At 61.9% G+C, this 12,845-nt stretch carries 14 protein-coding genes, 1 pseudogene and 1 riboswitch; of the genes and pseudogenes, 11 read left to right on the top strand and 4 right to left on the bottom strand.

Annotated features, from left to right (window positions below):
* The 3 genes and pseudogenes from ACFDTG_RS01430 to ACFDTG_RS01420 form a co-directional block, all read right to left on the bottom strand.
* Nucleotides 1-1,468, bottom strand: a pseudogene (locus tag ACFDTG_RS01430) (hypothetical protein); the annotation flags it as partial.
* A complete protein-coding gene (locus ACFDTG_RS01425) occupies nt 1,362-2,171 on the bottom strand; it encodes a hypothetical protein (protein WP_375289296.1) in 810 nt (269 codons plus the stop codon). The gene ACFDTG_RS01425 and the pseudogene ACFDTG_RS01430, both read right to left, overlap by 107 nt.
* A gap of 82 nt (nt 2,172-2,253) precedes the next feature.
* A complete protein-coding gene (locus ACFDTG_RS01420) occupies nt 2,254-2,445 on the bottom strand; it encodes a hypothetical protein (RefSeq protein WP_375289295.1) in 192 nt (63 codons plus the stop codon).
* A gap of 429 nt (nt 2,446-2,874) precedes the next feature.
* On the opposite strand from ACFDTG_RS01420, the gene ACFDTG_RS01415 reads away from it, so the two are divergent.
* From ACFDTG_RS01415 to ACFDTG_RS01390, 6 genes are all read left to right on the top strand, one after another.
* Nucleotides 2,875-5,223, top strand: a complete 2,349-nt coding sequence (locus ACFDTG_RS01415) for a glycosyltransferase family 4 protein (RefSeq protein ID WP_375289294.1) — start codon at nt 2,875-2,877, stop codon at nt 5,221-5,223.
* 31 nt (nt 5,224-5,254) lie between these two features.
* Nucleotides 5,255-6,499, top strand: a complete 1,245-nt coding sequence (locus ACFDTG_RS01410) for a glycoside hydrolase family 130 protein (RefSeq protein ID WP_375289292.1) — start codon at nt 5,255-5,257, stop codon at nt 6,497-6,499.
* 90 nt (nt 6,500-6,589) lie between these two features.
* Nucleotides 6,590-6,699, top strand: a riboswitch (TPP riboswitch).
* Between the two features lie 46 nt (nt 6,700-6,745).
* Nucleotides 6,746-8,632: a phosphomethylpyrimidine synthase ThiC gene (gene thiC, locus ACFDTG_RS01405; protein ID WP_375289291.1), complete on the top strand. Its 1,887-nt coding sequence runs from the start codon at nt 6,746-6,748 to the stop codon at nt 8,630-8,632.
* A 40-nt stretch (nt 8,633-8,672) separates the two neighbouring features.
* Nucleotides 8,673-9,593 carry a GIY-YIG nuclease family protein gene (locus tag ACFDTG_RS01400; protein WP_375289290.1) on the top strand — a complete coding sequence of 307 codons (921 nt, stop codon included), beginning with the start codon at nt 8,673-8,675 and terminating at the stop codon, nt 9,591-9,593.
* 134 nt (nt 9,594-9,727) lie between these two features.
* On the top strand, nt 9,728-9,955 hold the full coding sequence (locus tag ACFDTG_RS01395; RefSeq protein ID WP_375289289.1) for an AbrB/MazE/SpoVT family DNA-binding domain-containing protein: 228 nt from the start codon (nt 9,728-9,730) through the stop codon (nt 9,953-9,955).
* A gap of 2 nt (nt 9,956-9,957) precedes the next feature.
* A complete protein-coding gene (locus tag ACFDTG_RS01390; RefSeq protein ID WP_375289288.1) occupies nt 9,958-10,341 on the top strand; it encodes a type II toxin-antitoxin system death-on-curing family toxin in 384 nt (127 codons plus the stop codon).
* Here ACFDTG_RS01390 and ACFDTG_RS01385 read toward each other — a convergent pair.
* Nucleotides 10,338-10,739: a DUF188 domain-containing protein gene (locus ACFDTG_RS01385; RefSeq protein WP_375289287.1), complete on the bottom strand. Its 402-nt coding sequence runs from the start codon at nt 10,737-10,739 to the stop codon at nt 10,338-10,340. The genes ACFDTG_RS01390 and ACFDTG_RS01385 overlap by 4 nt on opposite strands.
* A 165-nt stretch (nt 10,740-10,904) precedes the next feature.
* Between ACFDTG_RS01385 and ACFDTG_RS01380 the strand changes: the two genes are divergently transcribed.
* From ACFDTG_RS01380 to ACFDTG_RS01360, 5 genes are all read left to right on the top strand, one after another.
* Nucleotides 10,905-11,525: a hypothetical protein gene (locus ACFDTG_RS01380; RefSeq protein WP_375289286.1), complete on the top strand. Its 621-nt coding sequence runs from the start codon at nt 10,905-10,907 to the stop codon at nt 11,523-11,525.
* An 81-nt stretch (nt 11,526-11,606) separates the two neighbouring features.
* Nucleotides 11,607-11,951: an HPF/RaiA family ribosome-associated protein gene (locus tag ACFDTG_RS01375; protein WP_375289285.1), complete on the top strand. Its 345-nt coding sequence runs from the start codon at nt 11,607-11,609 to the stop codon at nt 11,949-11,951.
* A gap of 58 nt (nt 11,952-12,009) precedes the next feature.
* A complete protein-coding gene (locus ACFDTG_RS01370) occupies nt 12,010-12,216 on the top strand; it encodes a hypothetical protein (RefSeq protein WP_375289284.1) in 207 nt (68 codons plus the stop codon).
* 60 nt (nt 12,217-12,276) lie between these two features.
* Nucleotides 12,277-12,432 carry a hypothetical protein gene (locus ACFDTG_RS01365; protein WP_375289283.1) on the top strand — a complete coding sequence of 52 codons (156 nt, stop codon included), beginning with the start codon at nt 12,277-12,279 and terminating at the stop codon, nt 12,430-12,432.
* A 119-nt stretch (nt 12,433-12,551) separates the two neighbouring features.
* A complete protein-coding gene (locus ACFDTG_RS01360) occupies nt 12,552-12,842 on the top strand; it encodes a hypothetical protein (RefSeq protein ID WP_375289282.1) in 291 nt (96 codons plus the stop codon).
* Nucleotides 12,843-12,845: the final 3 nt, after the last annotated feature.

The following is a 12,845-nucleotide window of genomic DNA, read 5'->3' as shown; positions in this document are numbered from 1 at the left end:
CCGCTGTAGAATAATGACCGGTGGCCAGAGCGCCGCCGCCCATAGCCGTGGACTCAAGACCCGATGCGAGAGATTCACTGCCGAAAGCCGAGCTGCTGAAAGCGGAAGCAACGGCATCGTTGCCAACCGCCAGCGCTTTTTCTTCCGCGGCTCTAGCGCGGTTGCCCATTGCAGCCGAATGGATCCCCCCGGCGAAGGCGGCTGAACCGATAGCCAGAGTATCACTCTCCAACGACCGGATATTGTTGCCGATGGCCAGCGAACTGATGCCGACCACCACGTTATTGCCGCCGATGGCTAGCGAGTTCTCGCCAGTGACACTGTTTGACGCGCCCACGGCAACTATCCCTTGACCAACGGTCGTATTGAGGCTTCCAAGCAATGTGGTGCCCACGCCATGGCCGACGTTGCGCAGGCCGAGCGCAATGGCACCGTCGCCTTCGATGACGTTCGTATCACCCAGGGCTACTGCACCATTGCCCGTTGCCGTATTGTCGCGCCCCAACGCGACTGCTCCAAGCCCTGTTGCGAAGTTCGGGTCGCCAATAGCCACGGCGCCATCACCAGATGCTACGTTGGCCGAGCCGATCGACACCGATTTGCCGCCCATCGCCATGGCTTCATTACCGATTGCTACCGCCCCTGCACTCTCGGCCATGGCATTGCGCCCGCTGGCTACGGAGGCGTCGCCCAGAGCCACCGCGCTCGGCCCGGTTGCAATCGAATCCTTTCCGCTTGCGACACTGTCGATCATCGTGGAATTCGTGTTGAAGTACTTTACCGAGGTACCCCCACCTGTGTTTGGCGCTGCTGCCATCGAGGTGTCGATTGCATCGAACACGTTCTGAATGCTTGCGTAGGATTGCCCCCGGAATGCGAAGCTCGCATTGATGCTGTCGGGATCGTAGACGCCGATACCCAGCGCTGAAGTAAAATAGTTTCCGAAGGCAGACAGCTGCGCGCCGTTAATGGCATCGAGCGAATCGCTACCGATGATACCGGGTGCCAGATTACGCAGCGAGACGGGGCCGCCGCTCAGTCCCACCAGAACGAGGTTGTCTGTGATGCTTCCCCCATTGGGAACCAGCGGTCTGGCTATATCCGCGTAACGAACGGGGCCTAGAAAACCACGATCCATGTCGAGACGTAGGGCTCCGATGGCCAGATCGGCAGCGGCCAGACCGACATTGGTCATCGCTAGGTTATTCGCGACCGCGTCGATTCGGAGGGAATGATCGCGAAGAAGATCGCCCTGTTCTGTTAGGGTAACGCCGTGCCGCGATAATAGGGTGTCGACCATGTCGAACCTCGAGCCAAACTCGCCCAGCTTGGTGTCGTGGACCGCCAAAGTGTCGAATGCGTCATCGATTGCTGCGATCTGCACATCCAGATCCGTGCGGAGCGTTCCCACGGCACCCGTATTGAGGGCGACGGCGGTGTTGGTCTGGAATAGCTGATCGCCATTGATCGCGTCGGTCGGTGTATCCGGCGAGAGGCCCGCGCGTTACGGTCGCGCCGTCGCCAATGGCGACACCATGGGCCGCGAATACGCTAGCCCCCTGTCCCAGGGCAACGCCTCCGACCGCTCCGTCTCCCACCTTCGCGTTAGTGCCCAACGCGAGGGAGCCGAATGCGTTGGCGGCCGTGATCGATCCGTTTCCGAAGGCAATAGAGTTGATTTCGCCACTCGTCGCGCGGTTAATCCCGCCAAGGCCGGTTATGCTGTTGCCGCCGATCGAAATGCCGCTGCTTTCAGCCAAGGAATAACTGTCAGTCTGCAGGTTGCAGTCATCGGATGATGTGAGGAGCCGACCATCGGTCGTAAACATCTGCAAGCTGATAGGATCACCAGCCGCTGCATTTGCGAGCAGTGTATCCACGTTGATGTTTACACGCAGGGGCGACAGAACATTGAACAGTGTATTGAGACTGGTTTGAAGGGGAGTGACCACTCCTCGAATGACCGGGTCCATGGTCGAAGTAATCGCAGATTTAGGTAACTTGATACCAGTGCAAGCGTTGACCAAGCTGGGAGGTGGTGTAGTCTGAGCTTGCAAGGGTGCAGCCGAAAATGCGCCTTCCAAAATAAACGCTGTCGATAGGAGAAGCTGCCATATCGAACTACGCTTTAAAGACCTTTTCATGATATTCAGACGCCTCAACGTATTCATATCGACTTGCCGATAAGCGGACGTGTTTGCAATTCGATATCAACAAGAATAGCCTTTTAAATTAAGGTAGCATCGTTAATTTCTAATTATCCTTTATCCCCGATACAACACGCAACTGGCTGCTTGGCGGGATAGCTCCAATTGCAAAAGCGAGCGACATACCGGCCAGTGCGTCGACACAAGGCCCGGTGGAGCGTGGGCCGATACCGCTGCACTGACCGCCGGCATCACCGACGATCCGGGAATTCAGGATGCAGATGATGATGATGTCCAATGAAGAAGCCGAACAAGCCGATCGTTCGGGATACTTGTCAATCCGGTCCGGGAGCTGACCGTCGCCCTCTGCTGTTCAGCCTCACCTCCTGCACCCAGCGCGCGGGCGCGGCGCGGCCGACACTCGGCTTTTCGGTGATCCCCCAGGTCCTCCCTCAGGCCCAAGACCAAGGCGCTTACAGCCTACGCAGTATAGGACGTCGGCCGGTTCCGATCCGCTTCGCCCTGGCGTGGTATTACCCCATGCATCCCCTGCCACGCCCAACCCGAGGATGGGGCAAGTATGTCCTAATGTTCCCCTCTGGGACGCACATCGCGTGAGGGCGCCGCTGCACCTGCTCATACAACAATTATTTGTGCGGTGCAGCGGAACGATTCATGCTATCCCGGCATTCGGAGAGAGGCCACGGCAAGCGGGAGCTAGCTGCATATGGATTTCGACTCCGCCTTCCCCAGTTTTGATGCCAGCGAAAGCTGCGAAGCGCACGAGCGTATTACTGGACCTGCGGAAGCGGTTTCAGTCGCGCTTGTTTCAACGTTTCCGCCGCGGCAGTGCGGCCTCGCGACCTTCGCCAGCGATCTTGTCGAACAGACGCAGGTCTTTCATCCGGAAATCGATTTTACGGTGTTCGCGCTGGACAATGGCGAAGCCGGCTATGACTATCCCCAAGGTGTGCGCCCGCTAGGCGCCGCGGATCCTGCGGCCTATCGCGCGGCGGCAGAGGACATTAATGCCAACGGGACCGAGGTTGTCTGGCTTCACCATGAATACGGCATTTTTGGCGGTCCGGACGGGGAAATGGTGTGCGACTTCGTGGAGCGCCTCGCGCCCCCCCTGGTCCTTACCCTGCACACGGTCCTGACCGAGCCATCAGAGCGGCAGCGCGCCATTTTAGAGCATCTGCTCGCCCGCGCGAGTCGCGTGATGGTGATGAGCCGTCATTCCAAGGCGCTGCTCTGCGCCGATTACGGCGCCCCCGGCGAGCTGGTCGAAGTGATCGAACACGGCGCGCCCGATCGGCCGCGGGACGGTACGGTGGCCGCCAAATCCGCGCTCGGATTGGAAGATCGTCCGGTTGCGATGACGTTTGGTCTGCTCGGTCCCGGCAAGGGTTTGGAGCATGTGATCGATGCCCTTCCAGGCATCCTGATGCATCACCCGGAATTCGTTTACCGGATCGTCGGCGCGACCCATCCGACGCTGGCCGCTCACGATGGGGAGAGCTATCGCGAGATGCTGGTCGCCAGAGCGCGTGACTTGGGCGTCGATCATGCGATCGAGTGGGAGAACCGGTATCTCGATACCGACGAACTGCTCGACCGGCTCGCCGCCTGCGATATCTTCGTCACCCCGTACCCCAACCTTCAGCAATCGACTTCGGGTACGCTCAGCTATGCGGTTGCGCTCGGCAAGGCGGTGGTGGCGACCCCCTATATTCATGCGCGCGAATTGCTTGCGGATGGTGTGGGAGTGCTCGTCGCGCCCAACAGCGCCACCGCGCTCGCCGAGGCGATCATCGGTCTTCTGGACGATCGGCCCCGGCTTGCTGCGATGCAGAAAAAGGCGTGGCAGCGCGGTCGCAGCACGATCTGGCCCCGCTTCGCCGATGCGGCCGCGCGTCTCGTTCGATCCGCCATTCCCACTGCGCGGGCGCGGGCCCCCCTGTCGGTCACGCCCCATCTCGATGCCGTCTTCTCGATGAGCGATGCGACGGGCATGCTCCAGCACGCCATCGGCGTCGTGCCGGATCGGAGCCACGGTTACTGCCTGGACGACAATGTTCGCGCGCTGATGCTGATGAATGTGGCCCCGGGGCTTGAGCCGGGCGAACGCAGCGCCCGCGCCGTGACCTATGCCAGCTTCATCCAGCACGCATGGAATCCCGATATCGGGCGGTTTCGCAATTTCATGCGCTTCGATCGGACCTGGTGCGAGGACGAAGGGTCGGAGGATTCCAATGGCCGAACCCTGTGGGCGCTTGGTCAAACGCTGGAAACCAGCCGTGAGCCTGACCTGCGCGCCTGGGCGCGGCGTTGGTACGATACCGCGCTGGAGGCGCTTGCCACCATGTCGTCGCCACGCGCCCGCACGTTCGTGATGCTGGGTGCCGCAGCGCGCCTCAAGCGTGAACCCGATCACGCGCTTTCGCGCAAAATTCTGGCCGAAGGGGCCGAATTCCTCGCCTTTCGTCTATCCGAAACGCGCTCCCCCCACTGGCCCTGGTTCGAGACGCGGTTGGGTTACGATAACCCTCGTCTGTGCCAGGCGTTACTCGAAGCGGGGCAGTTGCTCGACAATGCCGGCTGGCGACAGGATGGGCTGGAAACGGCGCGCTGGCTCGCCTCCATACAGTCCTCGGCCGAAGGCGTCTTCCGCCCCGTTGGGTCGGACAGCCTGGGGCGCGACCGGGAAGTTTTTCCGTTCGATCAACAACCCCTGGAGGCGCATGCCGCCATCGACGTCGCTCGCGCCGCTTTTGCCTGCGATGGCGATCCGTTCTGGATCGTGCAGGCCCAAGCAGCCTGGCGGTGGTTTTTCGGGGCCAACGACCGCGGGGCGGTGCTTGCCGATCTTCCGTCCGGGCGGTGCCGGGACGGGATCAACCCGAGGGGACGCAATGAAAATTGCGGGGCAGAAAGCATCCTCGCCTTGCATCTTGCGCGCCATTCCATGCTAGCGCTCAACGCCGATACGGCCGACGATTCGGCGGAAGCAGACATTGGACGGACTCGGCGCCTTGGCATCCAGAAACCGGCAAACCCCCTTTCATATCTTTGACACACGGCTTCACGCCGATCCTGCGCGCGTCGTGCTGCGGCCGTTCCATCTGGGATGGCAGGCACGCGGCGCGGAGGGGAGCCGTGCAGGCAAGCTGGTGAAGGACATTGCCCGCCTCTCCATGGAGGAGGCGGAGCAGGAATACGCTCGGGTTAAGAGCGATTTCGCAACGCGCCACTGGCAGACCGAAAACATGTTCCGCGAAAGGTTCGAAGAGGTCGCAGACGATCTGAACCTGAACCGCGACAGCTTCGACGAAACGCGCAAGCTCTTGATCGGGGCGTATTTCTGTCACGAATACACCTATGCCGCAGCGGCGCTGATGAACCCTTCCATCGTGCCCCACCCCGATCAATCGGGCCTGGGCGAAGGGGCTTGTCGCTTCGTGATGAGCATGCGCGCAGTGGGGGAAGGACACATCAGTTCGATCGTGTTTCGCGAAGGGATCGTGGATGCGGACGGAAGCTTCTCGCTCTGGCCCCAGACTGCCTTCGCCACTTCGGTCGAGCTAGACGATGCCAGCCTTCATGATGCCGACGATGCGGTGACGGTGCATTGCCACCCAGATTCCACGCTGAGCAATACGGTGATCTTTCCGATTACCGAGCAGCAGGCCGGTGGCCTGGAGGATCTGCGGCTGGTGCGGTTCGAACACGGGCCGCAGGATTACGAGTGGATCGGGACCTACACTGCCTATTCCGGCAGCTCGATCAGGTCCGAACTGCTGCGGACCCGCGATTTCCGACAGTTCCAGCTCGAACCCATTCACGGTCGCGCCGGGCGGAACAAGGGCATGGCGCTGTTCCCCGAGAAGGTCGACGGGAAATATGCCATGGTCGGCCGGCAGGACGGCAAGAACCTCTATTTCCTCACCAGCGATCGGCTCGATTGCTGGGACGAGGAAGGCAGCCTGCTGATGGAACCCGAATTTCCGTGGGAATTCATCCAGATCGGCAACTGCGGGAGCCCCATCAAGACAGAAGCCGGCTGGCTGCTGTTCACCCATGGCGTAGGCGCCATGCGCAAATACGCGCTGGGCTGCGCACTTCTCGACCTCGATGATCCTTCGAAAGTCATCGGGCGCGTTGCCAAACCCGTGCTGACCGCCGTGGATGCGGATCGCGCCGGCTATGTGCCGAACGTGGTCTACACATGCGGCGCGTTGAAAGTGGGTGCAGCGGAACGCGGGCGACTGCTGGTGCCCTACGGCATCTCGGACAGCGCAGTGGGCTTCGCTACCATCACCGTGGAGGATTTGTTGGCGCTGATGGTGTAGCGACCCGATCGCGCATCCTCAGGCTGCGTTCGGCGGATCCTGATCGCTGCGCGGGCGCCCTCGACAGCGGCTGCCGCCTTCCCTACAATACGGTCATCCCCGGGGAGCCTGCTCTGGCTGAGAGGGGCGTGTAAGCAACGCCCGACCCGTCGAACCTGAACCGATTAGCATCGGCGGAGGGAGTGGGCCGCGCTGACGCCGGAAATCCGCTCTCCGCCCCTGTAGAATTCCAGCGGAGAGAAGCGCATGGCCGACATCAATTCCAAATTCGACATCGGCGTTACCACCGGTCCCATCCGGGGCAGCCGCAAGATCCATGTCGGCCCGCTGGGTGTCGCCATGCGCGAGATCGATCTCGAGCCTTCCTCCGGCGAACCCAGCGTCCGGGTGTACGACACCAGCGGCCCCTATACCGATCCCGATGCCCAGATCGATATCCGCGCCGGCCTGCCGCAGTTGCGCCGCCACTGGCAGCTCGATCGCGGCGATGTGGAGGAATACGACGCGCGCGAGATCAAGCCGGAGGATAACGGCCAGCTCGGCCCGGACCGCAGCGGCGGCGTTCCGGCGTTCCCCAACGTGGCCAAGCGCGTTCTTCGGGCGAAGCCGGGCAAGAACCTCAGCCAGATGCACTATGCCAGGCAGGGGATCATCACGCCCGAGATGGAATATGTCGCCGAGCGCGAGAATCTCGGCCGGGAGAGGCTGCGCGACAAGCCCGAAGGCAACAGCTGGGGCGCTGACATCCCCGAATACGTCACCCCCGAATTCGTGCGCGACGAAGTGGCGCGCGGCCGCGCCATCATCCCCAGCAACGTCAATCACCCGGAAGCCGAACCGATGGCGATCGGGCGCAACTTCCTGGTCAAGATCAACGCCAATATCGGCAATTCCGCCGTCGCCAGCGATGTCGCGAACGAGGTGGACAAGATGGTCTGGTCGATCCGCTGGGGCGCGGACACGGTGATGGACCTCAGCACGGGTCGCAACATCCACGACACGCGCGAATGGATCATCCGCAACAGCCCCGTCCCCATCGGCACCGTGCCGATCTACCAGGCGCTGGAAAAGGTCGGCGGCATCGCCGAGGACCTGACCTGGGAAATCTTCCGCGACACGCTGATCGAACAGGCCGAGCAGGGTGTCGACTATTTCACCATCCACGCCGGCGTGCGCCTGCCCTACGTTCCGATGACCGCCAAACGCGTCACCGGTATCGTCAGCCGCGGCGGCTCTATCATGGCGAAATGGTGCCTCGCGCATCACAAGGAGAGCTTCCTCTACGAGCGCTTCGACGAGATCACCGAGATCATGAAGGCCTACGACATCGCCTATTCGCTGGGCGACGGGTTGCGCCCCGGCTCCATCGCCGACGCCAATGACGAAGCCCAGTTCGCCGAGCTCTACACGCTGGGCGAGCTGACCAAGCGGGCGTGGGCCGAGGACGTGCAGGTGATGATCGAAGGCCCCGGCCACGTGCCGATGCACAAGATCAAGGAGAACATGGACAAGCAGTTGGAGGCGTGCGGCGAAGCGCCCTTCTACACGCTCGGCCCGCTCGTCACCGATATCGCGCCGGGTTACGACCACATCACCAGCGGCATCGGCGCGGCGCAGATCGGCTGGTACGGCACCGCCATGCTCTGCTACGTCACGCCCAAGGAACACCTCGGCCTGCCCGATCGCGATGATGTGAAGGTGGGCGTGGTGACCTACAAGCTCGCCGCCCACGCCGCCGACCTTGCAAAGGGCCACCCCGCCGCGCAGGTCCGCGACGACGCGCTGAGCAAGGCCCGCTTCGAATTCCGCTGGCGCGACCAGTTCAACCTCAGCCTCGACCCCGACACGGCCGAGCAATACCACGACCAGACCCTTCCCGCGGAAGGCGCCAAGACCGCGCATTTCTGCTCCATGTGCGGGCCCAAGTTCTGCTCGATGAAGATCACGCAGGAAGTGCGCGACTTCGCCGCCAAGCAGAACTCGGACAGCTATCTCGCGAGCGAGAACATCAAGCGCGAGACCTCAGCCGAAGAGGCCGAGGAAGCGGAGAAGGGCATGGAGGAGATGAGCCGGGTATACGAGGAGAGCGGGCGCGAACTGTACATGGGGCAGGGAGAACGGGAGCATGATTGATGGGCGGTTGAGGCAGCAGCGGGGAACTGTAGTTTAAAACATGGAGAATATTTTCGGTAGGACGATCCAGTTGTTCCTTGTCGATGGAACTCCAACTGGTTTGCGAAAGGCCACTATTCACGGATGGACCGGGCTGACATTTGTTGCGACCGCGTCAACATTCGCAGCGATGACGTCGAGGCCCGAATTAGATCGGACCGGAATCTATCTCTTATACGGCCCCGACCCAATGCAACTTGGTGGGATGCGAGCTTACATCGGCTCGGCCAACAGTGTTGCTGAGCGGATAAAGCAAAGCGCTGCCCAAAGAGCTTTTTGGGAAACTGCAATCGCCATAACCACAAGTGACGATGATCTATCCAAGGGCCATGTCGAGTACTTGGAAGCTCGACTAATCGAGATGGCATCCAACGCGCAACGCGTCCTTCTAGACAACGGAAATCAGCCGAGCGGTCAGCGACGACGGCTTCCGGAAGCCGATCGGGCTAATATGGAGCAGTTTCTACAGAACATTCAAACCATTCTACCGGTAGTAGGCATGGAGTTGCTTAAGCCACAACCGAGAGCTGCCAGTAACACTGAAAAGTCAATCTCGGATCGGACTGAAAATGAAACGATGTTTGAAATCCGACATAGATCAGGCGTCGTTGCGCAGGCTGTTGAAGAAGAGGGTGAGTTTGTGGTTCTAGAAGGATCCCAAGCCCTCAAAGACGCAGGCTACTCCAGTCAAAATTATGCAACTCTAAAGCAGTCTTTACTTGCCAAAGGAATTTTAGAGGACGCGTCCACAACCATGTATCGGTTTGCAAAACCATTCGCGTTTAGCAGTCCGTCCGCAGCAGCGGCGGTCGTCCTCGATCGCAATAGCAACGGTCGAACTGAGTGGAAGGTGAAAGACCAAAAGCTGACATATCAGGAATGGAAGGACTCGTTGGTTCCAGCAATCGTGCTAGAGGATTGAATGGGTAGGTTTCTACGCTCACAACCCAGCCTTCTTTGAAACTTTGAAACAGAATGCCTGAGGTTAATTTTTGGGGAACGCGTTGCTAATTACGAAGCCTTGTCGCGTGTCCCAGCCTCCGTTATAACGCCCGTATGAACAAGCCGCTCAAGATCACCAAGATCGGCAATTCCGCCGGGATCGTCCTGCCCAAGGAGGTGCTGGCGCATCTCGACCGGAAGGTAGGGGACGAGCTGACGCTGGTGTTCAAGCCCAATGGCATCGAACTTGTCGGCGGGGAGCCGGATTTCGAGGAGCAGATGGCGGCGGCGCGCAAGGTCATGGCCGAGCGCAAGCGCGCGCTGCGCGAACTGGCGAAATAACATTGACCCGCAAATGGGTCTGGATCGCCACCGAGGTGGCACTGGCGGCGCATGCCGAGCAACTGGCCGAGCATGGCGGTGGCGACGGCATTCGCGACGAAGGCATGCTCGACAGCGCGATGGCGCGTCCGCGCAACCTCGCCGATTACTGCGAACCCGATGTGGCCGATCTTGCAGCGGCCTACGCTTACGGCATCGCGCGTAACCATCCGTTCGTCGATGGGAACAAGCGCACAGCAGCGGTGGTGAGCGAAACTTTTGTCATGCTCAACGGTCACGCATTGCAGGCGACCGATGCCGAACTGGTCGTGGCCTTCGTCGCCCTGGCCGCAGGCGAACTGGCGGAGGACGAACTCGCCGACTGGTTCCGCCAGCACCTCGCCTAGCGCATCCCCATGAGCACCCGGTCCAGCGCCTGCAAGAACCGCGACCGGTCCGCCTTGCTGAACGGCGGTGGGCCGCCGCCAACCCCGTCCATTCCGGCGCGCAGGTCTTCCATGATGGCGCGGGTGGCGATCGCGCTGCCGATGCTGGCGGCGGTTACCACCACACTGTGCGGGCCTGCGTGCTCCGCGATCCAGTCGTCCGCCGCGTCGAAGCCGTCCGAGACCACCACGCGTTTCACCCGGTCGCTCACCGGCACGCGGAACGCGCTGTTGCTGACCACGCGAACATGCACGCCGTATCGCTCCGCCACGCGGTAGATTTCCTCCTTCACCGGGCAGGCATCGGCATCGACCAGGATCGTGACGGGATCGGCTTCGGACGGGTGGGCGCTTTGCATGCCGCCTGTGCTTAGCGTGCGAGGGGCGCTTTGGCCAAACCCGTGCATGTTACGCCCGACACCACCCCCAACCCCCTCCTCTGAAGAGGAGGGGGCTTTTCTGCCGACTGGGAACAGAAAGAAAACGCTTTCCTACATGGGGCCGCTTGTGGCCTATACTAGTCGATGGAACAGACACCGCCAGCCCACGCCCCCGCCCCGCCGCCGCGCAGCCTTTGCCTTGGCCCTGGCCCCAAACCCACGCGCTGCAGTGCCGACTATCGCTGGACGCAGCCCAAGATCATCGCCTTCCTGACCGTGCTTTCGCAATGCGGCCTGATCGCGGAGGCGGCGCGCAGCGTGGGGATGAGCCGCCAGTCCGCCTATCGCATGATGGCGCGATTTCGCGGGACGCAGGTCGCGGCCAATTTCGAGAACGCGCGACGCATCGGGATCAGGGCCCGCGCCGAGGCGAGCCGGGCGCGGCTGGCGTCCGGGGCGTCGCGGTGGGAGGGGCCGGTTCTGGCCGAGCTGGTGGCGCGGGAACGGACGCGCGCGGGGCTGGGGCCAGAGCCTGCGACGAAGCGGACCGCCACGGGTGACAGCGCCGCCCCACAAGGCGACGCGGCCGCCATGCAAGGTGACACCGTTGCCGCGCAAGGTGACACCGCAGCGCCGCGAGGTGACACGCCGACCCGGCAAGGCGACACATCGCCGCGCAAGGAGACAAAACTTTCCCTGGACCGTGGTCCAGGCGGTCCATGTCTCGAGAATGGTCACGGCACCGATCGTCGCACCTGCGGTTAGGCGTGGCCCATTTGCGTGAAAACGGCGGAGCAGAAGCGCGCCCGGTTCGTTGAAGAAGGAACAACGAAAAGGAGACATCGAGTGCAGGTCCAGTTCAATTCCGACAGCAGCGTGATGGGCACGGAGAACGTGGCCGAGCGCATCGAGGCCGCCGTCCGCACCAAGATCGCGCGCTTCACCGAGCGGCTGACCCGGCTGGAAATCCATGTCCGCGATGAGAACGGGCCCAAGCACGGGGCGGACGACAAGGCCTGCACGATCGAGGCGCGTCCGTCGGGTGGCCGCGCGATCGGGGTGACCGAACACGCCTCCACCGTGGACGATGCCGCGCGCAAGGCGGCGCAAACGCTGGCCCAGCGGCTGGAGCGCCATTTCGGCAAGTCCGACCGCCACGGCCATGACCCGCGGCCCGAAAAGGTGCTTTGACCCCTTTTTCGGAACAGCGTGGAATCCTCGCCCGTTGATCGCCTGAAGGAGATTGCCAATGGCACGCAATACAGGTGACGACCACCGCATCGGCTCGGTCGACGATCGCAGCCAGGTGAAGAACACGGCGACGGGCAAATGGACCAAGCGCAACCGCGAAGAAGGCTCTTCCGAGGCGGGGCAGTTCATGGACGTCAAATCCGATGGCGAGCCGTTCAAGGGCGTGGCGAAGGAGAAGGACGGGCGGCGCAGCGGCGACGATTGAGCGCGCTTTCGCTGCCGCCTTCCCGCTGGCCACCGGGCCTAAACGCGGCCATAGCGGCGCATGGCCGATCTCTATCTTAAGAACCTCGAATCCGAGCGCCGCTTGCTATGGGCCACCTGCCGCCTCAAGGGGCTGGCGAAAGGCACGCCCGAGCGGCAACGTATTGTTGCGATCGACGAGGCGATCGCGGCGCATAAGGCGAAACGGTCCGACTAGCCGTTCCGTTACGCGGGAGCTTTACGAGCGAGGGGATATTCCGCTGGCGCGTTCGATAGTTAGCGCCTAGGCGATATTGCAGTGCAGCATTGCGCGGCACTGCAAGGATCTATCCCCCCATGTCATCCTCGAATCCCCCAACCTGGTACAGCCTCGCTTTCGATAGCTGGTTTCTTTCCATGGAAGCGGCCCAGGTCATGTGGCTGCGCGGCCTTCGCGTGATGAGCGGGGGGAAGGTCGCCGAAAACGAAATGCAGCGCATGGTCACGGAAAAGCTCGTGACAAATGCCTCGCTGTGGCCAGCTTTGGCCGAAGGCGGCTTTGTCCAGTCGCCCGAACAGATCGGGGCGCGCACCTTGCGCCATTATGGCAAGCCCGTGCGCGCCAACCGTCGGCGCCTTTCGCGCTAGCGC

Origin of the sequence: Qipengyuania sp. (genome assembly GCF_042095715.1) — a bacterium.
Lineage (GTDB): Bacteria > Pseudomonadota > Alphaproteobacteria > Sphingomonadales > Sphingomonadaceae > Qipengyuania.
The sequence above is the reverse complement of the archived record's forward strand: the minus strand, read 5'-3'. Positions and strand labels throughout refer to the sequence as shown.

Excerpts from the sequence above, each read along its gene's own strand:
- ACFDTG_RS01425 (WP_375289296.1), bottom strand. The coding sequence starts at position 2,171 with ATGAATACGTTGAGGCGTCTGAATATCATGAAAAGGTCTTTAAAGCGT.
- ACFDTG_RS01380 (WP_375289286.1), top strand. The coding sequence starts at position 10,905 with ATGGAACAGACACCGCCAGCCCACGCCCCCGCCCCGCCGCCGCGCAGC.
- ACFDTG_RS01370 (WP_375289284.1), top strand. The coding sequence starts at position 12,010 with ATGGCACGCAATACAGGTGACGACCACCGCATCGGCTCGGTCGACGAT.
- ACFDTG_RS01400 (WP_375289290.1), top strand. The coding sequence starts at position 8,673 with ATGGAGAATATTTTCGGTAGGACGATCCAGTTGTTCCTTGTCGATGGA.
- ACFDTG_RS01395 (WP_375289289.1), top strand. The coding sequence starts at position 9,728 with ATGAACAAGCCGCTCAAGATCACCAAGATCGGCAATTCCGCCGGGATC.
- ACFDTG_RS01360 (WP_375289282.1), top strand. The coding sequence starts at position 12,552 with ATGTCATCCTCGAATCCCCCAACCTGGTACAGCCTCGCTTTCGATAGC.
- thiC (WP_375289291.1), top strand. The coding sequence starts at position 6,746 with ATGGCCGACATCAATTCCAAATTCGACATCGGCGTTACCACCGGTCCC.
- ACFDTG_RS01415 (WP_375289294.1), top strand. The coding sequence starts at position 2,875 with ATGGATTTCGACTCCGCCTTCCCCAGTTTTGATGCCAGCGAAAGCTGC.
- ACFDTG_RS01365 (WP_375289283.1), top strand. The coding sequence starts at position 12,277 with ATGGCCGATCTCTATCTTAAGAACCTCGAATCCGAGCGCCGCTTGCTA.
- ACFDTG_RS01385 (WP_375289287.1), bottom strand. The coding sequence starts at position 10,739 with ATGCAAAGCGCCCACCCGTCCGAAGCCGATCCCGTCACGATCCTGGTC.